Origin of the sequence: Nostoc sp., assembly GCF_036916655.1 — a bacterium.
Taxonomy (GTDB): domain Bacteria; phylum Cyanobacteriota; class Cyanobacteriia; order Cyanobacteriales; family Nostocaceae; genus Nostoc.
The window spans coordinates 1-23,521 of the sequence record NZ_JBALFY010000021.1; the positions used below are offsets into that span (position 1 = coordinate 1).

At 41.6% G+C, this 23,521-nt stretch carries 15 protein-coding genes; 6 read left to right on the forward strand and 9 right to left on the reverse strand.

Annotated features, from left to right (window positions below; all coding sequences use genetic code 11):
• The first annotated feature begins 1,097 nt into the window (after nt 1–1,097).
• From V7L31_RS05315 to V7L31_RS05325, 3 genes are all read left to right on the forward strand, one after another.
• Complete coding sequence (locus V7L31_RS05315; RefSeq protein ID WP_334695280.1) at nt 1,098–2,858, forward strand: ammonium transporter; 1,761 nt, start codon at nt 1,098–1,100, stop codon at nt 2,856–2,858.
• Between the two features lie 409 nt (nt 2,859–3,267).
• Nucleotides 3,268–4,209: a hypothetical protein gene (locus tag V7L31_RS05320; protein WP_334695281.1), complete on the forward strand. Its 942-nt coding sequence runs from the start codon at nt 3,268–3,270 to the stop codon at nt 4,207–4,209.
• A gap of 366 nt (nt 4,210–4,575) precedes the next feature.
• Nucleotides 4,576–4,830, forward strand: a complete 255-nt coding sequence (locus V7L31_RS05325; RefSeq protein WP_190882232.1) for a TIGR03643 family protein — start codon at nt 4,576–4,578, stop codon at nt 4,828–4,830.
• A 146-nt stretch (nt 4,831–4,976) separates the two neighbouring features.
• Here the strand turns inward: V7L31_RS05325 and V7L31_RS05330 are convergent, their stop codons facing one another.
• The 8 genes from V7L31_RS05330 to ssuD all read right to left on the reverse strand — a co-directional run bounded on the left by V7L31_RS05330 (nt 4,977) and on the right by ssuD (nt 18,604).
• Entirely contained in the window at nt 4,977–9,866 is a 4,890-nt protein-coding gene (locus V7L31_RS05330; protein ID WP_334695282.1) for an nSTAND1 domain-containing NTPase, read from the reverse strand.
• On the reverse strand, nt 9,863–11,158 hold the full coding sequence (locus tag V7L31_RS05335) for a P-loop NTPase fold protein (RefSeq protein WP_334695283.1): 1,296 nt from the start codon (nt 11,156–11,158) through the stop codon (nt 9,863–9,865). The genes V7L31_RS05330 and V7L31_RS05335 overlap by 4 nt, the downstream gene beginning before the upstream one ends.
• Nucleotides 11,159–11,530: 372 nt before the next feature.
• Nucleotides 11,531–12,886: a (Fe-S)-binding protein gene (locus V7L31_RS05340; protein ID WP_334695284.1), complete on the reverse strand. Its 1,356-nt coding sequence runs from the start codon at nt 12,884–12,886 to the stop codon at nt 11,531–11,533.
• 70 nt (nt 12,887–12,956) lie between these two features.
• Nucleotides 12,957–14,294 carry an FAD-binding oxidoreductase gene (locus V7L31_RS05345; RefSeq protein ID WP_334695285.1) on the reverse strand — a complete coding sequence of 446 codons (1,338 nt, stop codon included), beginning with the start codon at nt 14,292–14,294 and terminating at the stop codon, nt 12,957–12,959.
• 362 nt (nt 14,295–14,656) lie between these two features.
• Complete coding sequence (locus tag V7L31_RS05350) at nt 14,657–15,577, reverse strand: transposase family protein (protein WP_334695286.1); 921 nt, start codon at nt 15,575–15,577, stop codon at nt 14,657–14,659.
• 637 nt (nt 15,578–16,214) lie between these two features.
• Complete coding sequence (gene ssuE / locus V7L31_RS05355) at nt 16,215–16,781, reverse strand: NADPH-dependent FMN reductase (RefSeq protein WP_334695287.1); 567 nt, start codon at nt 16,779–16,781, stop codon at nt 16,215–16,217.
• Nucleotides 16,778–17,416: a beta-class carbonic anhydrase gene (locus V7L31_RS05360; RefSeq protein ID WP_334695288.1), complete on the reverse strand. Its 639-nt coding sequence runs from the start codon at nt 17,414–17,416 to the stop codon at nt 16,778–16,780. The genes ssuE and V7L31_RS05360 overlap by 4 nt, the downstream gene beginning before the upstream one ends.
• 27 nt (nt 17,417–17,443) lie before the next feature.
• Nucleotides 17,444–18,604, reverse strand: coding sequence for an FMNH2-dependent alkanesulfonate monooxygenase (ssuD, locus tag V7L31_RS05365; protein WP_334695289.1), 1,161 nt, complete (start codon nt 18,602–18,604; stop codon nt 17,444–17,446).
• A 541-nt stretch (nt 18,605–19,145) separates the two neighbouring features.
• Here ssuD and V7L31_RS05370 point away from each other — a divergent pair.
• Both V7L31_RS05370 and msrB read left to right on the forward strand, forming a co-directional pair.
• Nucleotides 19,146–19,679 carry an MgtC/SapB family protein gene (locus V7L31_RS05370; RefSeq protein WP_334695290.1) on the forward strand — a complete coding sequence of 178 codons (534 nt, stop codon included), beginning with the start codon at nt 19,146–19,148 and terminating at the stop codon, nt 19,677–19,679.
• 282 nt (nt 19,680–19,961) lie between these two features.
• Nucleotides 19,962–20,456 (forward strand): peptide-methionine (R)-S-oxide reductase MsrB, encoded by a 495-nt coding sequence (msrB, locus tag V7L31_RS05375; RefSeq protein ID WP_334695291.1) that lies wholly within the window; start codon nt 19,962–19,964, stop codon nt 20,454–20,456.
• A gap of 373 nt (nt 20,457–20,829) precedes the next feature.
• Here msrB and V7L31_RS05380 read toward each other — a convergent pair whose 3' ends face one another.
• The gene (locus V7L31_RS05380) at nt 20,830–21,429 is read right to left on the reverse strand and encodes an MBL fold metallo-hydrolase (protein ID WP_334695292.1); all 600 of its coding nucleotides are present in this window, start codon (nt 21,427–21,429) and stop codon (nt 20,830–20,832) included.
• A 276-nt stretch (nt 21,430–21,705) separates the two neighbouring features.
• Here V7L31_RS05380 and V7L31_RS05385 point away from each other — a divergent pair, with 276 nt between their 5' ends.
• Complete coding sequence (locus V7L31_RS05385) at nt 21,706–22,896, forward strand: pyridoxal phosphate-dependent aminotransferase (protein WP_334695293.1); 1,191 nt, start codon at nt 21,706–21,708, stop codon at nt 22,894–22,896.
• The last annotated feature ends 625 nt before the right edge of the window (nt 22,897–23,521 follow it).

The window sequence follows — 23,521 nt, forward strand, 5'->3', positions numbered from 1 at the left end:
TTATGATTGCGGTTATTTATGAATCAGGCGTTAAGGTCTTTGCCTGTGAAACTACTTTACACTGCTTTACAATTTTTAATCAACTTTTGTTACTTCAGTAAATCTAATACAAATTATTAGTTTTACTTATCTAAAAGTAAATACCCGTTGTTTGCTTACTTCTCTCGGAATAATAGCGGGAGCATCTCAGCTTTTGTAAAAACACGTTTATCTTAGCGGATTATATGAAATTGTTGGTCAACTCACGGTGGGTTTGACCCCTCACCCCTAAAACATTAGACCTCTTGCAAAAGTGCTTTTTGCATAAGTCTATTAGTTTGGCGTTGCTTTCCCAACCTGAAATAAATTTCGGTCATCAATATTACCAGGGGTCAGAGTTACATTTAAGAGTGACCTAGTTCATTAACGACAATATGAAGCTTAAAACCAAAAGTCAGAGAAACTAATAAAGCCTCTGGAATGCTTGGTGAGATGATGAGGAGAACTTAAAGATAAATGAAAAATAGGTAATCCCACCTCATAAAAATGAATCAAGCTCTGCTAGATAATAATTTCATATCAGATTGACGAGGAGATGACAAAATCATGACGAAAATGTGACGAGATTCATGAGGCTGTGAAACAGGAAAAGTAACAAATTATTGACTTGTTGTATATAAAATTAATAATATTCTGAATGTTTCCATCTTAATAGCGGTAAATACTTATGCTGTAAAGAATACAGTGGTTATATCTGATGTGGCAGGAGTAACTTCATGCGATATCCTGAGCATAAACTGTATTATTTAATACAGTTTTTTCTTAGAAATAAATAAACAATTAGTCAAATTTATTACTTGATTTCTGTAAAGTCACATTCAGATTTCTCATAATATCAGGGTTTTTGATATTGAAAAAATGTGGTTAAAGACTTACAGAAAAACTCCTTTTTCGTTCTTGATGATGTCGCAACTATCGTAACGTGATCGGCTATCAGTTTTGAGACAATCACGCTCAAGTTTATTTGACATAAATACTTCAGATTATTCCTCAACACCTTGACTGACAATTGAGGTTTAGTTGTTTAAAAATACTTACCTGAATGGAGGTTTTACTTAGTGGCTAACAAGAGAAGCAGACTAAAAACTATCTTGTTTAAAGCTTGTAGTTCTTTGGGAAAAAACGGTCGAAATTGCCTCAATCTATTTGGCTATTTGGTAACAAGCTTTATTGTCTTTTTCGTGAAAGCGGGATCTACCCAAATCTTGAAAGGCTTTTTCCTCAAAAAGCATCAGCAATTCCCCACAATCAAGAAAATGCCTCAAAATGTTGGGCAAAGTCAGCAAGTTAACAAGTTGGCACGATTGGGACAGCGTTTGCGTGATCCACAGTGGAGGCGCTACGGTTACTTACTACTGCTGGGCAAGACAATGGCTATCATGATGCTGTTCATGGTATTTGCCTTCATCCCCAATTTGGTGGAAACACCAGCTCTGGCAGCCGATCCAGTACTCAAAGGCAATGACATCGTTAACCCGATTAATACCCTCTGGACGCTACTAGCGGCCTTCCTAGTATTTGCAATGCAGGTAGGTTTTACGATGCTGGAAGCAGGCTTCTGTCGCTCTCGTGAAACCGTAAACGTCTTGATGGAATGCATCGTTGACACCTGTCTTTGCGGTTTATTGTTCTATGCCTGGGGCTTTGCCTTCATGTTCAGTCATGGTAACGGCTTGATTGGACAGAATTGGTTCTTCTTGCAAGGTGCGCCCGCGACTTATGAAAGTTCAGGTGTGGCGTTCCTGGCATTTTGGCTGTTTCAGTTCGCCTTTGCAGACACCTGCTCGACGATTACCTCTGGGGCAATGATTGGGCGGACAGGGTTTATTGGCGATCTTCTCTACAGCATTGGCGTTTCTGGATTCATCTACCCAATTATCGGACACTGGGCTTGGGGACCAGACGGTTTTCTGGTAACGATGGGCAGCAAAGATGGTTTCCTGCCCTTCTTGGGAACTGGCTTCCATGACTTTGCAGGCTCTACAGTTGTTCACACCATTGGGGGATTCATTGCCCTGGCGGGTGCGATTGTCCTCGGGCCGCGTTTAGGTCGTCGGTTCAAGCGCGACGGTGGCGGCCCGATGTTGCCCCATGACCTTGTAATTGCTGCATCCGGCGGTCTGATTCTGTGGTTCGGCTGGTACGGTTTCAACCCCGGCTCGACACTTTCGGCGATGGACTTTGTGGGGACTGGACGGGTTGCCGCCAATACTACCTTGGCAGCATGTTCCGGCGGTCTGTCGGCACTGTTTTTTGGATATCCGAAAACTTTAAAGTGGGATTTGAGCTTCACAGTCAACGGTTTCTTGGCGGGTTTGGTTGCGATTACTTGCCCCTGCTATTGGGTGAATCCAACAGGTTCTATCATCATTGGGGCGGTAGCTGGCGTAGTTGTCATTCTAGGCATAGACCTTTTGGAATGGCTTCGGATTGACGATCCTATCGGTGCAGTTCCTGTACATGGTTTTTGCGGAATCTGGGGAACGTGGTCGCTGGGCTTGTTTGCCACTGGTGAATTCGGTGCGAGTGGCCCCATCTTACCTGATGTCTCTGCGCCCTTAAGAGGTCTGTTTTATGGTGGGGGAATACAGGTGTTGAGCGCACAAGTTATTGGCAACCTAATTATTACTGTGTCTACATTTGCTGTGGCACTAGGGTTGATGTATTTGGTAAATTTGACCGGGACACTGCGTGTGTCGAAAGAAGGCGAATTGTCAGGTTTGGATTTACACGAGCATGGCATACCAGCCTACCCTGAATATGTCATTAGTACATCAGCGAAAGAAGACAGTTCTCCATTAGAAGAAGTGAATAGATAGAGAGTTTTACCAAGCGCACCCATAACAGAGAAAAGTGCCAAAAATTCATTAGTCTTCATCCCCATCACTCAGTGGGGCTTTTTTATGGAGAAAAAGTCGGGATTTGATAGTTACAAGACATCGATTCCCAGGCGGAATATACAAATACTTGAGTCTTTTTAATCAGTCGTCTGTTTACAGCGATCGCATGTGATGAAAATGGTACAGCTTTAAGTGTGCATCCAATTGGTCAAAATCTCATTTTCGGGTAAAAGTTGAAAATTTTTTCTGAAACTCTCTCTGAGTAGGGATTTCAGGCGTTGCATGGCGGCTCATAGCAGCTTCGCTACTTTCTACCCTGGTTAATTGCGTTTGGCGATGGCAAGATAGTATGAATTATTACTCTGATTCCAAAAAACGCAGTAATTGTATGACAGTTACATCTACCGATAATCCTCATGCCTTGCTCTATGGTTTAGTCAATGGGTCAGTCAAAGCACTCGAAGATGATGATGCGATCGCTGCAAACAAAACCTTGGCACTGCAATTGCAGTCTAGACTTCAAGATTTTTGGCTCTTAAGTTCACCTGATGGAAATTGGGGTTCAAAATCTGCCAGGGCACTAAATGCTTATAAACATTTTCAAAATCTCAGCGCTCCAGGAATCAACTCCCATGTTGCTGCCAGTCTGCTCAATACCAACCCGACTGATTTAATAGCAGGATTTAAACTCAACGGCGACTGGCCAAGTCGAACCGTGATGTGGATGACCTTACACAATCACCATATTAGTGCTAACGGTAATGATGGAGAAATCAACATCGTTTATTTTCGTGGACTAGACCGCAATGGACAGTGGAATGGTAATGCACCATTTGTCTGGAATGACCGACGTTGCGTGTTGGTGATCAAAGATAAACTACCAACTTTTGCAGGCAATTGGTTAGGAACTTGCGACCCAGGAGAGCATTACTGGGACAGTCCGATGAACTCCCAAGGGTGTGCAGATATCAAGGCATGGCAATACCAAGCTTGGAGCGTTGGTCATCACCACGGTAGTACTGGAGACCAATTAGCTTTAGTACAAACTGGAGATATTGCAGTGTTGCGTGGCCCTGATCGCTTACCGGATGAGGGTAGTAACTTCAATATAGATCAACACACTACCAATAATCCAGATGGTGATAGTTTTGGGGAGCCGGTCAAAGGTTGGTCTGCTGGATGCATGGTGGGAGCTAGTGCCAACGAACATTACCACGAGTTTATGCCTTTGGTGCAAGCAGACCCACGAGAAAAGAATGCCCCAGGAAAATATCAGCACTGGACAACAGTAATTAATGGCAATGAACTTCTAGATATTTTTCCTGTCTAATAGTCACCAAAAAGGAGGGCTGGGGAAGCTCTTGGAGCTGAGGTAGCTCTTGGAGAATGCCCTCCGCAAGTGGTCAGAAGCCTCCCTTATTCATTTGGAAAAAACAAAAAACACTTGTTTCGAGACGCGCTCTTCGCGGAAATAATATGTCCTTGATGAAGCCTCTGTGTTTACGCAGAGCTATATAGACTGTGCTTTCACTAAATGCCCAAAGTTTCTCTGAGTCTTTCATGAGCAGAGGGATTTTAGCAGGGGGAGTGATTTTATTAGTTGCTAAATCATCCGCTTTCGGGAGCAACGCCGTAATTCTTTAAGATAAAAAGTAAAATAGATGTAGCTCGAATTGACCAATTATAAGCTCTCCGCATGAAGTTACCAAACCTTGATCTCGAAACTATTGATCGCATCATTGAAATGGCATGGGAAGATAGAACACCAATGGATGTTATTGAAACTCAGTTTGGGCTACAAGAGAAACAGGTAATTGCCTTAATGCGGCAGCAAATGAAAGAATCCAGTTTTCGTATGTGGCGAGAGCGAGTTACCAAACGCAAGACAAAACATTTATTTAAGCGAGAGTTTATTGCAGGTAGGTTTAAGTCACAAAATCAAAAATCATGAACATGAATGTGTGATAGGTGCAATCGTTAAAAGAGCGTAGTTTACAGTCGTAGGCATCGCCTGAGATGATTCTAGAAAGTGCGTAGACGCATTCGCGCAGTGTTTGTCTGCAACACACTGCGCGGTCGCAAGACATCGCTTGTATCTTACTTAATATCGTCGCAGAGATGGCGATCGCTCTTCTCCTCCTTCAGGTTGTGCAAATAATTATGTAACCAATCACAACCACGCCCCAGTAAGCTATCTAGATTATTGAGATGATTTAGCTCATCCAAATTCCAGAGAATTATAGCCCCATCAGCACTGCCTAAGGCCAGAGTCTTGCCATCGGTTGAGAAAGTCGCGCTTAATAAGTAATCGTTATGCCCAGTCAAAGTAGTGATTAAATTACCATCGCGTGTCCAGAGTTTTACAGTCTTGTCATCACTAGCTGTGGCAATCATTTTACCGTCGGGTGAAAAAGTCACACTATTAACCTCATCAGTATGCCCTTTAAGCCCTTCCAGCTTTTTGTACCAGCGAAACTTGCCCTTGTCGTCCTGCTTCCAAAGTATCACCGTCTTATCATTACTGCTCGTGGCAATCATTTCACCACTAGGTGAGAAGCTAACGCTCAAAACCCAACTTTTATGCCCGTTTTCCCCTGCGAGAGTTTCATATCTATAAAACTCTCCTTTATTGCCCTGCTTCCAAAGTATCACCGTGTTGTCATCACTAGCTGAAGCAAGCATCTGACTATCTGGCGACCAAGCTACAGCCCTTACCCAGTCATCATGCTTGTTGAGAACCTGATGCTTGATACTATCTGGCCGCAATATGATTACTTTGTTATCCATGCTACCCAAAGCGATGAACTGGCCGTTGGGTGAAAAATTTAAGCCTAATATATTATCGCTATTCTTAAACAGGGTTCTGAGGAATTTACCGTCACGCTTCCAAAGTTTCACTTTCTGATCATCACTAACGGTGACAATTGTCTTACGATCAGGTGAGAAACTAACGTTATCGCTATGCCCGTCAAGAGTTTTGTCCAAAGTACCATCGCGCCTCCAGAGTTTCACTGTCTTGTCACGGCTGGCTGAGGCAATTATTTTGTCATCAGGTGAGAAATGTACCTGATTAACTCTATCACCATGAGCGTTTAGGATACTTACCACACCACTACCAAACTGAATCTTCATCGTGCTGTCAACGCTAGCAGAAGCAGGAATTTTAGCGTTGCGTAAGCAGCTGATACTACCAACTTGCCAAAGTTTCATTGTACTGTCAGCACTGGCAGAAACCAGAGTCTTACAGTCAGGTGAGAATCTGACAGCATAAATCCCATTGGTATGTCCTGATAAAGTTGTGAGTAAAGTACCATCAGGCTTCCAAAGCTTTACAGTCTTGTCATCACTAGCTGTGGCAATCATCTTACCGTCGGGTGAGAAAGCCACGCTATTGATTCCATCTTTATGTGCTTTAAAATCTGTTAATAAAGTGCCGTCTCGGTTCCAAATTTTTACTCTGTTGTCGTCACCAGTAGCAGCAGCACCACCAGCAGCAGCAGTAATTGTCTGGCTATCGGTTGACCAAGCTAGATCCCAAACAAAGTCCTGATTGCGTTTTAGAGTGTGAAGAAGCTTACCATTAGATGTCCAGAGCTTCACAGTTTTGTCCCGACCACCAGTAGCAATCATCTTACCGTCTGGTGAGAAAGCGACACTATTAACTCCATCTTTATGCGCTTTTAGGGTTTTTAATAAATTGCCATCTAGCTTCCAAAGTTTGAGTGTGCCATCCCGACTTCCTGTGGCAATTGTCTGGCCATCATGCGAGAAATCGATACTATAAACTCCCTTGCTGTGTGTGTTGATTTCTCTTATTGGAGTGCCGTCCCGCTTCCAAAATTTGATGATGCCCTGGAAATCACCTGAGACAATTGTCTGATCGTTAGGTGAAAAACTTACACTGAGGACTTTATCTTTATGTCCCTTGAGCGTATTTTGCTCCCTACCGTCCTGATTCCAGAGTTTTATAGTATTGTCATAACTAGCTGAGGCCATCAACTTTCCATCATGTGAGAAAGTCACACTCCAGATCAGATCCCGATGTCCTTCTAAGCGATCGCGCTCTACTATCCAGTAAACTGACTGTTGTAGTGCCCCTAGAACTTGGGTGCGAAGTTGACTATCGCTTTGTGCAAAAGGTAATTTTTTCAGTAATATTCCAGCATGGATGCCTTCTTTAAGGGCATCAAATGTCTGGTGTGAGGTAAAAAGTGCTTCGGAAGTTTTACTAATGGCTATTATTCGGTTTTTTTCTGATTGTTCTCTTTGATTCTCTGCCTGGAATCCAAAGATCACTGATACGGCTGCCAAGAAGGTCATGATCGCACCTCCCGCGATCGCCAAGTTTCGTTGTCGTTTTAAAAAAATATTTAGTTTTTCTTCAGCCTGTTGTCGTTTTTGTTTCTCCTTTTTCCGTTCTTCTAGTTCTCTTGCTTCTTGTGATTGCCGGATAAAAGATACTAGATAGTCATGAACCAGTTGATATAGGTTAGCAGGGTCTTCAGGAATATTTAACACCAGCCCAGAACCCACTAAAATCTCTAAGACTAGATTTAGTTGTTCTTTTTCTAAGACAATATCTGCTGTTTTTAAATCTTCCGCTAAATTATCGGCAGTTTTTAAGGGACGAGTGCCTTTGTCATCTGTTAGTAAATATAAAACTACTCTGGCACAGAGTTCATTTTCATCACCACAGTCTTTAATAACTTCTTCTAAAAATCGCTCGACCAGTTTTTCTTTTGTTCCCGACTGATGATATTGATCTAAAGTTGTAATTTTATCTGTTTGGAGTTGCGCGCCGACGATTTGTAACTCAATCGGGCGTACTTCGCCAAGTTCGTCTGCTAAATCTTCTACCAATTGATCAATCAACGCAGACTCTAAGTAAAAATTGGTTTTCTCCGTCAGACTTTGCACAACAGCTTTAGCATCTACTGAAGAGAAGTTTCCCAAATAATAGCGAATATTCTTATCTAAAATATTGTTATTAATTGCTGTAAAATTAAACAGGCGATCGCACTCCAATAAATAATGTAAATAATCTTCTCTCAAACAGAGAATAACCTTCACAAAAGGAATATCTAGGCAAAGCCGCAAGAACTTATAAAATGGCTGCCTTTTACTTTGATCTGTATAAACGAAGAAAAATTCTTCAAACTGGTCGAAAATTAAAACTGTTAACAGATTACGTTCGACATTTTTTCGCAAATTTTCGCAGATGAATTCTATCGAATTACTATATGTATCATTATCTATGAAACACTTTGCCAATATACCCGTCCAATCTGTATAAACTCGCATGACAATAGGTAATACATCACGAGCATCAATTGGTTGAAGTTGCAGCGTAGGTACTAATCCTCCATTCAAAATTGAACTTTTACCTGTTCCTGACTGACCATGAAATACAGTCAGCTTATGGTCATTACGACTCATTCTTTTCATCAGTCGATTGACATCTTGCTGCCGACTGGAAACAGCAATTTCTTGAGCAACTTTTACGAGCTTTTCTAATTGCACTATTGCTGGGTTAATTACCTCATACTGAGGAATTAAATAAGCTGCTCCAATGAAAGCACGAAAACCATATTGATGTTCAATTTTAATTTTCTCTTGTTTAATCTGAAAAGCTGCAAGATATTGACATTGTTGATAATAAATATCTTGCAAATTCTTCAATATCTGAATGTAAAGCTCTGGATCATATTGAGGTTTAGTTTCTCTTCTTGCAGCTTCTAGGGTAGCTAAAGCATCTGGCACTTTATTAAGCTGCTGTCGCGCTCTGGCTAGTGCGAATAAATACCAACCTTGATGATAATAGCGCACCAATTCTAAATTAGCGTTGGGTTGAGTCGATTGGTTCTTAGCTACAATAGAAAGCGCTTTTTCTGCGGCTTGTTTGGCTTTATTCCAAGCAGACTTAGCAAGTGCTACTTCAGCAATAAATCCATAAGCTCTTGCTTCTCTGAACCAATCAGGATAAGTTTGATATAGATTTAAAGCTTTTTGAGCAACTTTTTCTAATTCATCCCACTGCTGGAGCGTTTGCAGTACTTCTCCCAAAGAGTTGACAAACTTTGCTACTAAGTCGGGACGATGTGCCCGTTCAAAGACTTCCAGACATTTATGATAATAATCTTTAGCGCGTAAGCAAGCGGCTTCTTGTTCTGCTAAATGCTGGATGGCGTAGGTACGCCACCATAACCCTAAATTGTGCAGTACGCATCCTTCCTGCTCTAGGTTAAAACTCTGCTGCGAAAGTGCGAGACTGCGTTCATAATGCTGGCGTGACAGTTCCATCGAAACCGCATCTCGACCCAGGACAAATTCTAAACTGGCTTCTAGTTCTGCGTCTAACTTCACACCCCGTTTTTGGAGTTCAACTTGTGCTAACTCAAGTTCTACACGGTGCGGCGAACCAATTCCCAGATTGAGTGCAGAATTATCGAGAAATTTCCCTGCACCAGCATCTAAAACTTTGGCGAAAACTTCTTCAGATGTTTGCTTGACGAATTGAACTAAATTAGTGGTAGCGATCGCAAAATGAATTATTGTTGCCCAATTCTCGAAATCTGTCGCTAATCTGATCAGCTTTTGCAAAACTTCGTCATTAACTAATAACAGCACAGGGAAAGGGAAATTTTTTCTAAATTCCTCCCGTACTTGGTTTGTTGAAGTTAGAACTGTATCAATATCTTTAACAGATTCCAAACCAAAAACCATTAATGCTGGTGGCTGTTCATCTCCCAGTTTTTCACCTATAGGCGTGTAAAGAGTTTTGACTGACACAGGTAAAGTGATTTCACGGATTTTAACAGGAGATAGTTGATGTAGGCGTTGTACTATATCCTGACGGAAAGCTGCATAATTACAGCGTAGTAAAATCAACGAAAATTCTCCCTGAGAAAGGGTAATTGCTCGCACCAGAGTTTGCAATGAACGTTCATTTTCAGCAGCTAAATTTTCTGTCTCGTGCGGATTACTCATAACCCGAATTCCCTAGCTTCTGTCAAAATCGGATTGATATCAAACCAAGAACCATTTTCATCGCGGTATTCAAATACAAACATACTGCGAAGCAAAAGTTCGTATCTTTCATGACCTCTCAAGCTTTTCTGCTGCGCCACTTCACGCAGTACTTCCCACTCATCAGCAGTAATTGCTAAAGTTAGCTCATTGCAGCGTTGTTTAATCACCCTATTTACACACTCTTGGGACAGGGGTGGGTCTTCTTGCTGAAGACAGCGAAATAATAACATCAGCAAATTTCGCAAATGACCACCGCTAACTAAGCACAGCCTTTCTAAAGTATCAGGACTATCAAAAACTTCGGTAATCAAATGCTGGCTTTGTTCCCAACTTACACCAGGAAAAGCCCTGGCCATAATCATTTGTTGTAGTAGTATAATTCCCTGTGAAAATTCCGAACCATTTAGCCGTACAGGAACCATCGGTAAAACTTTCGGGTCTACTCCAAAGCGATTTGTTAACCTGCCTAAAGCATTGGAAAAAATCAACATTAGGGGAATGGTATAAACAACGTGACAATTTAGCTGGTTTAACTGTTCACCTCGTTCCACAAAGAGATATTCTGGTTGGTAATAACCAGAAGGCTTAAAAGAATTATCAACTCGGTCGAGATTATCGACAATTACCACCAGTCCTTTTTTACCTCGCTGCTCCAGTTTTTCCCTAGCAGGCTTGAGCAATTCTTTGTTAATTGATTCTAAAATGCCATTGGTGCGCGGTTCTAAATATTGTCGCAGTTGGCCACGAAGTTTGGGACTATCTTTAGTTTTGGCAGTAATTTTGGCAATACCTACAGATAACTCTCCCCCAAGTTCTATCGGCGTTTGCAAAAATTCAGCAAGTTCAGTAAACAGAGTTTGAAAGTATCCAGGCTTGAGATTAATTTTTATTGCTTCCAGACTTTGACTCACCTCACGAGCTACTGCTAATAAAATATCTGTAACATCAATATCAGCCATATCCAAGCTTTGGCTAGACTCAAAATAAACCACATGAAATCCCTGCTGTTCTAACTCTGCTTTTAGCCGCAGTAACTCAGTGGATTTGCCACAACCGATATGTCCTGTAAATAATTGACAAGTAGCTTGTTCCGGTGCAAGGCGGGTGATAGTTCGTCCTAATTCTTCAATAATCTTGGCACCGCGCACTTTGGAGAAATCAATATAATATTGTCTATCTTCCGGTTTGCTCACAACCAGAGTTTTGCTGGGGTTGCAAGCCTGAAAAAATCTAACTAAATCTAGTTTCATCACAAATCACCCGAAATCAGCCTGATGCTTTTGCCCATTTCAGTGATTATACAGACGATAAAGTGGCTATTTCGGAAAAAGCTTCTTTAGATTGACTGATTAAAATATCTAATTTTTTTGTGGGGTGGGTGTCTCACCATTGGTGTCAACTTAACGCGAAACCGCTTGTCCGCCGGGAATTGAAATTCCCGTCTAATAGCTAAAGTCATCTGAAGATGACTAAAAAATATCGCCAAAAATCTCCAGTCTACTTCAGTAGACTTAAGCTATTAGCCCGAAAATTTATTTCCGGGCGGGCATGGAAGCCAACAGATAAGCTATTTCCATCTGAAGTTGACACCTATGACAAGATGTCCACCCCACAAGAAATGTCTACAATTTCAATTTCTCACCGCGAATCGAATAATCTAACAACTCCATCGGGTGAATAACTGAAATCTTCTTACCTTGCGACTGCAAATGTTTAGTAATCTGCAAAGTACACCCAGGATTAGCAGAAGCAATTAACTCAGCACCAGTATTCAACAAATTCTCTACTTTTTGCCGACCCAATTCTTCAGAAACTTCTGGTTGCAGCATATTATAAACTCCAGCACTGCCACAACATAAAGCTGCATCTATTGGTTCTCTCAACTTCACCCCTGGAATTTGCCGCAATATCTGACGCGGTTGCACACTAATCTTTTGTCCATGCAATAAATGACAAGCATCTTGATAAACTAAATTCAAGGGTTTATCAGTCAACGGTGATAGTTTTGCTGTTAAGCCAACAGTTGCCAAAAATTCTTGAGCATCTCTAACTTTAGCGGCAAAATCCTTTGCTTTTTCCCGATATTCTAGGTCGTCTTCTAAAATATGCCCGTACTCTTTCAAAGTATGACCGCAACCAGCAGCATTGATAATTACAAAATCGACATCAGTTTTGGCAAAACTATCAATCATCTGCCTCGCTAAAGCTTTCGCTTGTTCTGTTTGTCCTTGGTGTTCGGGAAGCGCCGCACAACAACCTTGAGATTTCGGAATCACAACTTCACAACCATTCGCCGTTAAAACCCGCACCGTTGCTTCGTTTACGGAAGAGAAAAACAGTCGTTGGACGCAACCCAAAATTACTCCAACGCGGTAGCGCTTCTCACTTTTAGCAGGAATGATAGTAGGAAAATTATCTTCAAAAGATTTGAGAGTAATTTCTGGCAGAATTGATTCCATTGCTGCCAAACGGGGCGATATTTTATTGAGTAAGCCCGTAGTCCGAAATAATTTGGCAAACCCCAACTTTTGATAAACTAATAACGGGATTAGTAAAACCCGTAAAAGATTGGGATAGGGAAACAGAGAAAAGATCAATTTCCGAAAAAATTGGTCTGATAAACTGCGGGGATAATTCCGTTCAACTTGATGACGAGTTGCAGAAATTAACTTGTCATATTGCACACCAGAAGGACAAGTACTCACACAAGCAAGACACCCCAAACAAGAATCAAAATGTTCTACCGTTGCGGTATTAAGAGCAATCTCACCCTCATTAATTGCATCCATTAAATAGATGCGTCCTCTAGGAGAATCCATCTCCTTGCCAAGCACTCGATAACTGGGACAAGTCGAAAGACAAAATCCACAATGGACACAACTATCAATCAACTTCGGGTCAGGCGGATGACTCCCATCAAACCCCTTCAAATTCTTTAAACTAGCCGTATTATTAACAGAATTTTCTGAAACTTGCATATTTCTATCTTTCCCCTCTTCCGTTGCGGTAGCTTGCGGTAAGCCTCTCCGAGTCTACGTTTTCTTAAAACTAAATCCCACCCACAAACCGACCAGGACTTAAAATATTCTGACTATCAAACTGTTCCTTAATACGGCGCATCAATGGCAAAGCATTCCCCGTATAGCCCCAAACATCTATTTGTTCTTTAACCGCTATTGGTGCTGACAAAATTGTTAAAAAACCTTTATTAGCTTGAGTGTGATTGCTTCCACTAGAATGTAGCTCATTGCGGATTTTCAAAACTTGATTTTTACTCTCTAATTGTAACAAGCCTAAACCACTACTAATATGAATCAAACCTAACTCCACCTGAGTCAAAATCTCGACAGCAGCAGTAGGCAACACTCCTATTTTGCAGCTAATTACCGATTCTGTAGCAGAAGTATGTATTCGTTCTTGCAATCTCTGCCATAAATTAGCTTCCTCACCATCGGCAAAAATTACTCCATCTAAACCCAACTTTTGCCCAACTTCCAAAACTCGGTTTGACTGTTCTTTAACACTTTCACTAATACTTTGAAACCGAGCAATTAATCCTAGTCCTTCACCCAAATCTAAACTAGACACCAATTTAGCTGATAGCAAATCAGCCTGCACTGGTGTTAACGCCGAACCCCGAAGGATATTAGCCGCTTGAGATATAGCCTCAGCTTTCCCAGTTAGTACCACCGTCCCCGATGCCTCGGCTAACGGATACAGGCGAAAAGTTAGTTGACTAATAAAGCCTAATGTGCCATAAGACCCCGTAAGCAACTTCATCAAGTCATATCCGGCGACATTTTTAACTACTCTTCCCCCAGCTTTAGCAATTTCTCCATCAGCACGGACAAAGGTAATACCTAGTAACTGGTCGCGCACACTACCATAGCGTTGCCGTAGAGAACCTGTATCACCCGTGGCAACAATACCGCCAATGGTTGCTGACTCTGGTGCTGTGGGGTCAAGGGCGAGAAATTGCCGCGACTTTGCTAAAAGTGCTTGCAAATCGGAGAATTTCATCCCAGCTTCTACTGTGACAGTCAAATCGCCAACAGCGTGTTCTATCAGTTGGTTGATGCGTTCTGTACTGACTACAACATCAATGCTTTTTGCTAAACTACCCCAGTTGAGTTTACTACCACTACCACAGGGGAGGACGCGCCAGTTATTTGTGTGAGCTTTGGCAATGACTGCGGCTAGCTGTTTTTGAGTGCGAGGATAGACAATACAACTGGGAAACTTCTCAGAAGCTATAGCCTGTTGGATACGTTTTTGCTGACTGAGTTCGATATTTTCCCAAAGACAAACAGCATTCTCTTCGCCGACGATAGATGCAAAATCAGTAGCGCAGACGGCTTGCGGCCTGTCATTAGACATTGCTTTCATTGAGTTTATTTTTTTACACCCTACTTCTAATTTACTGGCTAACCTGACCAAAAAAGCACATTGCCATTAATATACGGTGGCTTCAATATAAAAAGCGATGCCTACGGCGCAAGCCAGCTTGTAATTAGCGCCAAATAAAGGAAGAGCTTTTCTTTAAGCGATCGCGACTCATTTACAATAGACTTGTCCGCAAATCCTAAATGCTTATGAGGTAAGGTTTTGACGGATTAGATAAAAACTGCGATCACGTCATGAAAGCCACGAGAAAAGTAGGCTTTTGAGACTATAAGTGGCTATTTTATCAAAACTTTCTGCCAAGATAGAAAAAACCAAAATCATTTTTAAGAGCAGCTACCAATTCTTTATGTGAATAAAACTAATCGATTTAGTCGTAATCTAACTAATCCACAAATAGTTTTAATTATTTGAATGTATTTATTCCTATTCAGACCGAACCTTTCACTGGCAATTCGGAATATCTTGAGCCGACATATAAGATGTTCAACAGCTATTCTTCTGGAAGATAATTCTTTATTCTGGTTTTTTTGTAATTCAGTGATTTCAGTTTTTTTCGTTTTTTTATGTGGTGTGGTAATCGTTTCTTCTCCCTTGTAAGCTTTATCACCTAAAAATTTCTGTCTGGGTGAAAATTTATGATGAGTTTCTCTAAACAAGTTTATATCGCTAGTTTTACCTAGTTTTCCAATTGTGACATCTACGATATCTTCTCTACGAGAGGCTTCGCCAACGCCATTAGGCAAGACAATAATTTGGTTTTTCAGTGTGTGCATCTTTTTTTTGCCTGAATAGTATTTTTTCTGATCTTCATAGTCTGAAGGTTTTTCTATAGCTTGCTCTGCACTATCTACAATCAATTCATAATCTAGTAAGATTTGACGCAGTTTTTGATACTTCTCTTCATCTCCTTGCACTTCTTCCATTTGCGATACTGGTAGTATTTCTCTCAAAATTTTTATCCAATAGTTAAACGCATCATTTGCTTTCGTTTTAGAGACATCAAACAGTAAACCTAATATTTCAAAAATTGGCTTTTGTCTGAGATATACTAAACACAGACATATTCCTTCTTTTGATGACATTTCTGGTTTCCGTCCACCGCCCTTAGCGATAATACGGATCTTATTTTTTTCGATTTCAGCTTGTTTCTCCTTATGTTTTTCTTCCGCTAAACTTACTAATGCTAAAAAGTGTTCGTAATTTATTCCTATTAGTCGTTTTGCTTCCTGTGGATGCAACTCTATTCTCACTAAAGGGCTTGTCATGCTAAATGTCAATTATTTCTAGTTTCTTCTGATTATTTCATTATTTTTGTATTAAGGATAGGTCTAATAAACTTTTTGCGGTAGCCTGTAACTTTAACGTTTATGACTAATAATCTAACTAAACTTCATCTATGTTGAAATATAGAGTTTTTTAAAAGATATATTTATGTAGGTTGGGTGGAGTGAAACACAACCCAACATTACCAACAAATTTTATGTTGGGTTACGCTATCGCTGCACGCAACCTACAAAACCTATTCGGGTAAAAAGTTGAGCTTTGTTAAAGCTGAATAAAGTTATGATGCTCTTTTATTAAGAGCGATCGCGCTTTGCTTGGATAAGGTATTAGCCTTATCCAACCTATAATATTTCAAAGCTTTCAAATATTAGTAAAAAAGTAGTAGATAAGCGAAATTTACTTATCTACTACAGGTAGAGTTAGGAGACATCTGGGATATTTACAATATTTTATGGGAAAAATTAATAAATTTCAGTGATAAATATCGCTATTAAAGTGTAGTTATTGAGAGATAAATTTATATTTTTTTACGTTTCTCTGATTAACTTTTAAAAAAAGTAACAGATGGGTAAAAATTACCCCTCTGCTACAAACAAACGGAGGTATAAACTTGATTATTTAATTGGCATGAACCAATTCTTGAGGAGCTGCGGCATCGTAAGCTGCGGCTTTCACAAATTCCTTGAGGACATCTTTGAGTCTTTGCTCAATTTCCTCATCTAACAAGACACTATTATCAGCTTGTCGTTGAATTTGTTTGTCTACCGCATAAACTGTAGCTAGGATATGCCGCGCTCCTAATTCAGACAATACAGGTTTTAAGGCGTATTCAATTGCCAGTAAATGAGCGATCGTTCCACCCAAAGCAATTGGTAATACGGGTTTACCTGTTAATGATTTTTGTGGCAGCAAATCTAGAAATGTTTTTAGCACTCCTGTATAAGCTGCTTTGTAAATTGGGGTAGCAATAATCACACCATCTGCCTTTGCTAATAAAGCTTTTGGCTGTTCTAAAGCTGGGCTGTCGTATCGTCCAAAAACTAAATCTTCAGCAGGCAAATCTCGAACTGAAATAATGTCTACATGCAAGCCTTCTTGTTGTAAAAGCTTGGCAGTGTATTCGACAACACCATAGGTTCTAGATGGATGGGTAGGACTACCAGCGATCGCAAGAATATTAGTCATTCAATTAAACTCCCAATTTCTAAAACGGGTTGAGTATGTTTTGTGGTTTTGGTCTGCATAGCTGATGCTGTGTTGACCTTCTCACTCAGACGTTTGTAGGGACGGCGCAAACTCATACTTTCAACTTCCCAAATGTAGCCATGAATAACTACATCCTGGGGAATTAAAGGAGAATTACGCAGTAATTCCACCTGCTGTTTGCAGATTTCATCTACATCGGTAAACGTTTTGATCCATTTGGAAAAAACACCTTTTGGTAGCTTCAATTCTGGTAAAGCAGGATCGACATTAACTTGATCCACATCAATACCTTGATTTCGCAATACCTCACTGAGAAAGTCTCCTGATGCTGTCATCATGCCACATTCGGTATGATTAATGACGATGATTTCTTTTGTGCCAAAAAACTGCGTAGTTAACATCGCTGACCGAATCGCATCATCTGTAACTAAGCCTCCAGCATTACGGAAAATATGAGCATCTCCTTCACCAATTCCTAATGCTTTCTCGACAGGTAAACGTTCATCCATGCACGCTAGCACCCACAAGCGTTTGTTGTTAGGTATTCCCAATTGACGACGCAATGCCCAAGCTTCTTTTTCGGAAATTTTTTGGTCAATTTGTTGGTGCAGCATGGTTGGTAATCTCCTAGTTCTTATTTACTAGGATATGGATGTTGCTCTTTCTTGAGGCTTTTGCTTAGGGAAATCTTCATTTGCCACAATTTCGCCAAATGGACTCAAGACGTGTTGCTTCTCCACTGTCGGCAGATTCTCTAATGGCAAGTGGGGAAATAGCAGTTCTGCAACTCGATAAGCTTCTTCTAGATGGGGATAGCCAGAGAAGATAAAGGACTCAACACCCAAAGCAGCATATTCCAATATTCTGGCTGCTACAGTTTGGGGATCGCCGACTAAGGCTGTTCCCGCACCACCCCGCACTAAACCGACTCCCGCCCATAGGTTCGGGCTGATTTCTAATGCCTCACGATTACCGTGGTGGAGTTGAGTCATCCGCTGTTGTCCAACTGAATCCATCCGTGCATAAGCTTTTTGAGCTTTAGCGATCGCTTCGTCATCTACATATTTAATCAATTGATTCGCCGCATCCCAAGCTTCACTTGTGGTTTCGCGCACAATCACATGTAGGCGAATCCCAAACCGCAAAGTCCGGCCTTCTGCTTCTGCAAGTCTGCGAACTGATGCAATTTTCTCGGCTACTTGCGCTGGTGGTTCGCCCCAAGTTAGATAAACATCTACATGTTTAGCAGCAATTTTTTGAGCAACAGGAGAGGAACCGCCAAACCACAAGGGCGGATGCGGCTTCTGAACAGCTGGAAACAATAGTTTCCCATCCTGAATGTTAAAATAGTCGCCTTGGAAATTAGCTTGTTCACCACTAGCGATCGCTCGCCATACTGTCAAAAATTCATCTGTTAATTCATAGCGCTGATCGTGATCCAAGTGCAAGCCATCTCCCGCTAATTCCACGGGATCGCCCCCTGTGACGACATTTATCAGCAAGCGTCCTTCAGAAACGCGATCGAAAGTCGCCGCCATCCGCGCTGCCACTCCAGGTGATACCAAGCCAGGACGAATCGCCACCAAAAAACGCATCCGTCGCGTTAGTGATACTAACGTTGACGCCATAATCCAAGCATCTTCGCAAGAACGACCAGTGGGCAGCAATGCCCCTGTATAACCAAGGTCATCCACCGCTTGGGCTATCTGCCGCAGATAGGGAAAGCTTACTGCCCGCCCACCTGTAGCCGTTCCAAGGTAACGTCCGTCACCGTGGGTTGGGATGAACCATAGTAGCTGCATGAATCCTGTCCTTATAAACTACGGTAAGTCTATAGAAATACCGTGCTTTATTTCTAGCTTTAGAGTATCACATAATTCTACTTAAGCAAGCAAGAAGTTTTAAAAAAACTCCGGTATTCCTATCAGACCAATGTATATTAGGCGGTGTTCAATAGGCTAGCGATGGGGATTGGGGATTGGGAATTGGGGATTGGGGATTGGGGATTGGGGATTGGGGATTGGGGATTGGGGATTGGGGATTGGGAATTGGGGATTGGGCAAGAGACAAGAGACAAGGAAGAGATTTATTACTTATTCCCCAGTCCCTATTCCCCAGTCCCTATTCCCCAATCCACATTCCTTCTGTCTTTGGGAAGAATACACCAATTGCAGGTTTGTGTATATTAGTTTACTTATCCATAACCTTCTGTTAAATTTACCTTAATGTACGTCAAGCTTATTAATTTACTGTGGTTAGGTTTTCAGCCATGAACGTGGGTAGCCATCCAGCCCACAGGCAATAAGCGTAAAATTCCGTTCTGTCTCTAGGAGAAATAAGGCAATGGGGCCGATGTTTATTGCTGCCAATGATTGGCCACATATAGCGTTTAGATTGTCTTTGGCGCTCCTGGTTGGTTGCTTGATTGGATTTAACCGTCAGCAAGGGGGTAGACCGGCAGGAATGAGAACATTTATGCTCGTGAGTATGGGAGTAGCACTATTTGTGATGATTCCTTTGCAGGTTGAGGGCGAGAGTCCCTATGCTGCTACCAATGCACTGAGTCGTACAATTCAAGGTGTCGCTACTGGGATCGGATTTCTTGGAGCCGGATTGATTTTACAAGAGTCTCCGAGAAAATCTGCGACGCCAAAAGTAAAAGGCTTAACTACAGCCGCCTGTGTCTGGACTGCGGCCGGGTTGGGGGCTGCAATTGGTTGTGGTTTGTGGCAAATGGGATTATTGGGAGGCTTACTGACTCTGATTACCCTAAGTGGGGTAAAACGCCTTAATCGCGCATTTGTATTTCTGGCAAGTCAGGGTAAACAGGGGACTACTCAGGATCTAGCAACCACCTCTGATGAGGATGATGATTGACTTATTGTTACGCTCCAATGGGAAACTATACTTATATTACGGACTTCCAAATAAAAAAATATTCAATTAACTCTTGTGGGGTGGGCATCTTGCCCGCCCAGTCCATAGTAGGGCGGGCAAGATGCTCACCCCACAATATTGGATAATTTGTTTTTTCTTAGCTAATTTTAATCAGTTTATCAGGGCTAATTCAGAGCGATCGCTGATTATAGTTATTCATGTAGGGAATTCCGTACTGGAGTTGATTGTCCAGTGAACCGGAAAATAGAAAATAATAGATATATGGACAAACGGTATTTTTTACAGGCTGGTGCAGTCGTAGTCGGCACAGCATTTTTATCAAGGTATATCAATTGGGGGTCACAAGCGATGACAACTTCTCAGAGTGGATTTGAAGTTACTAAACCAGAATCAGAATGGCGCACAATTTTAACGCCAGAACAGTTTAATGTATTGCGTAAACATGGAACTGAACGCCCTTACACTAGCCCACTGGATAAGGAATACGACAAAGGCACTTATTATTGCGCCGCGTGTGAATTACCACTGTTTACATCTGATACCAAATTTAACAGTGGTACTGGCTGGCCTAGCTTTTTCAATCCGATTGAAGGTGCGATCGCTGTAACTGTAGATAGGTCGTTGTTTATGACCAGAACTGAAGTACATTGTAGTCGCTGTGGTGGTCATCTAGGCCATGTTTTTGATGATGGCCCTGCACCGACTGGCAAGCGCTACTGCATGAACGGAGTTTCGCTGAAGTTTGTTCCTGCTTGATCAGTTGCTTAGGCGTAGACTGTCCTAGATATCGGACTTACTAACCTAAATCATCCTATTTGCTTGGTTCTTGTTTCTGCTTTTTGTCTTTGGGATCTTTTTTAGGTTTTTTAACTTCTTTGTTACTTTTTCTTTCTTTCGACATCAGTGTTCTCCAACTAGGTTAATCAGTGAAAGCTTCAACATTCTGCCATCAGGGAATCAGGAGGTGGCTTATCTGATATTCTCTTAAAACAAAAAAGAAAGTTTCAGATATAAATGCTACTGACTACCATGATACTGCGTTGTTTGATTTTCTTTTGACAACCTTTTTGATCTATTTGAAGCCCAATCGTCTTTAGGGTAGCACAGCTAACTGTGCTACCCTAATTAATTACAACGTCGCTACAAGATCCTGCAAGCGATCGCGTCCATCCCGAAAGACTGGCCAACCATCCCCCACTAGTACTGCTTCTACCCGACTTAGTTGAGCCAACCTGCGAACAGAAGCAACAGCCTCTTCGCGATTCAGCAGTTTGTCATCTGGTAATATCGTTAAGCTACCGGCTTTACGTGCCCGGACTAAATCTCCTGTAATTAAAGTTGTCTCCTCTAGTAATAGAGCCAATTCACCAGGAGTTTTAGAACCATTGAGTTCAATCACTTCTAGTCCTGGGACAAATTCTTCACCATCAGATAGCCAGCGATCGCAAGGTAGGGGAAAAGTATCTTTTTCTGCTATGGGGCCAGCTATTTTAGCATAAGTTTGATCGGCAATTTCTTTACTTGCTCTAATATGCTCAGAATTCGTAAGCACAATCCAAACCACACCGCCGAGGGATCTCAGATGATTCCAATCATGGTTTGATAAGGCTACTGGGTCAATCAAGATGTTGCCATCTGGGCGAATCCAGGCAATCCCATTGAAATCAATATTTCTTGCCGGATTGAAATTAGACCAGCTATACAGATCGGGACGGTGCAAAGATTTCATGATGATTCTGGATCAGTACTTCGATAATTGACTATTAATCTCAATAATTTAGTATATAGATAATAAGGGCATTGAGGATTGGGGATTGGGCATTGAAAAGAGGCGGAGGGGAAAACTCTTCTCCCTTGCTCCCTGCTCCCTGCTCCCCCTCCTCCCTCATCTTCCCCCTGGATCTGGAATTTGAGTATACTACGATAAATCTATCGATATTATGATTTTTATCTGGTTTAGAGAAATTCCCGCATAATCGCAACAGAGATCAACGGAGGTATAGGGGTGAGTGAAATTAAGCGCCAAAAAATATCAGCGAAGGCAGAACAGTTTACAGAGTCGGTGATTCGAGAAATGACGAGGGTTGCACTGCAACACGATGCAGTAAATCTGGCGCAGGGGTTCCCTGATTTTTCTTGTCCCTTGGAGTTGAAACAGGCAGCATATCAGGCCATAGAAGCAGATGTGAACCAGTATGCCATTACTTGGGGCGATCGCCCATTTCGTCATGCGATCGCTAACAAAGTCCGTTGGTATCTTGGCTTAGATATCAATCCCGAAACCCAAATCACTGTTACCTGTGGTTCCACAGAAGCAATGGCATCTGTAATGCTAGCAACAGTTGATCCCGGTGACGAAGTAATTGTATTTGAGCCATATTATGAAAACTACGGCCCCGATGCGATTTTAGCTGGTGCTGTACCCCGTTATGTGACACTCCATCCCCCTCATTGGACATTTGATGAAGCAGAGTTGCGTCAAGCTTTCAATGCCAATACGAAAGCGATTATTATCAACACACCCCACAATCCCACAGGTAAAGTCTTCACTCGTGAAGAACTCACCCTAATTGCTGAACTTTGTCAAAAGTGGGATGTCTTAGCGTTCACAGATGAAATCTACGAACATATTCTCTATGACGGCACTCAACATATTGCCCTAGCTACCCTTCCCGGTATGGAAGAACGCACCGTTACTATTAACGGTTTATCCAAAACTTATAGTGTGACTGGATGGCGAGTCGGCTACATTTTGGCAAACCCCGAATTGACAGGGGCGATTCGCAAAGTCCATGATTTTCTCACCGTTGGCGCACCTGCACCATTGCAACGAGCCGGAGTTGCCGCTATGCAACTACCACCATCCTATTATGAAGAACTAGCCAAACTTTATCACCAGAAGCGAGACAGCATTTTACAAATTCTAGACCAAGTTGGAATTCCCTATTTCGTTCCCCAAGGAGCGTATTATGTTCTTGCGGATATTTCCAAATTTGGCTACAAAACAGATGTTGAATTCACTTACCATCTAATTAAAAATATTGGTGTCGCTGTAGTTCCCGGTTCCAGCTTTTTCAACCAACCAGAAAAAGGACATTCATTGATCAGATTTTGCTTTAGCAAAAGACCTGAGACATTACAAACAGCGAGCGATCGCTTACTAAAATTGCAATCAAATCTACAGCCAATATCATAATATATTTCTTCTCCTCTCTTATATGAGTTGTGAAAATCGAGAGACTCAGATCCCCGACTTCTCAAAGAAGTCGGGGATCTTATTGTTCACGAATGATTTAGGACTGCTATATCCCTCTTCTGTCACTCTCCGGGAGGGCGATCGCTAGAAGCCTGATGAGGCAATCAATACAAGCTATACTATTAGAAAAAAATTGGTCTTGTATTTGTTATTAGAAAAGAATCGCGCGATCGCTTGCTATACAAAAGCTCTAGAATCCAGAAATGGCAAATGTTTTCGGAGAGTGACAAAAGAGGGATATCTTCAAGTTGATATAAGTTACAGCTATTTTCAGGTAAATAGACCACGCGGTAGGGGCACAGCATTGTTCACAGGTGTCAACTTAAGCTGGAAATAGCTTATCTGTTGGCTTCCATGCCCGCCCGGAAATAAATTTCTTTTACTTTTAGCTTAAGTATACTGGAGATTTTTGGCGATATTTAGTCATCTTCAAATGACTTTAGCTATTATACGGGAATTTCAATTCCCGGCGACAAGCGGTTTCACGCTAAGTTGACACCAATGAACATTGCTGTGCCCTAACGACAAATGTGGTTCAAATACATGAAAACTGCTGTAATGAATG

Bases quoted from the DNA above. Each gene is read 5' to 3' on its own strand.
- V7L31_RS05320 (WP_334695281.1), top strand. From the start codon at position 3,268: ATGACAGTTACATCTACCGATAATCCTCATGCCTTGCTCTATGGTTTA.
- V7L31_RS05325 (WP_190882232.1), top strand. From the start codon at position 4,576: ATGAAGTTACCAAACCTTGATCTCGAAACTATTGATCGCATCATTGAA.
- V7L31_RS05330 (WP_334695282.1), bottom strand. From the start codon at position 9,866: ATGAGTAATCCGCACGAGACAGAAAATTTAGCTGCTGAAAATGAACGT.
- V7L31_RS05335 (WP_334695283.1), bottom strand. From the start codon at position 11,158: ATGAAACTAGATTTAGTTAGATTTTTTCAGGCTTGCAACCCCAGCAAA.
- V7L31_RS05340 (WP_334695284.1), bottom strand. From the start codon at position 12,886: ATGCAAGTTTCAGAAAATTCTGTTAATAATACGGCTAGTTTAAAGAAT.
- V7L31_RS05345 (WP_334695285.1), bottom strand. From the start codon at position 14,294: ATGAAAGCAATGTCTAATGACAGGCCGCAAGCCGTCTGCGCTACTGAT.
- V7L31_RS05350 (WP_334695286.1), bottom strand. From the start codon at position 15,577: ATGACAAGCCCTTTAGTGAGAATAGAGTTGCATCCACAGGAAGCAAAA.
- ssuE (WP_334695287.1), bottom strand. From the start codon at position 16,781: ATGACTAATATTCTTGCGATCGCTGGTAGTCCTACCCATCCATCTAGA.
- V7L31_RS05360 (WP_334695288.1), bottom strand. From the start codon at position 17,416: ATGCTGCACCAACAAATTGACCAAAAAATTTCCGAAAAAGAAGCTTGG.
- ssuD (WP_334695289.1), bottom strand. From the start codon at position 18,604: ATGCAGCTACTATGGTTCATCCCAACCCACGGTGACGGACGTTACCTT.
- V7L31_RS05370 (WP_334695290.1), top strand. From the start codon at position 19,146: ATGGGGCCGATGTTTATTGCTGCCAATGATTGGCCACATATAGCGTTT.
- msrB (WP_334695291.1), top strand. From the start codon at position 19,962: ATGGACAAACGGTATTTTTTACAGGCTGGTGCAGTCGTAGTCGGCACA.
- V7L31_RS05380 (WP_334695292.1), bottom strand. From the start codon at position 21,429: ATGAAATCTTTGCACCGTCCCGATCTGTATAGCTGGTCTAATTTCAAT.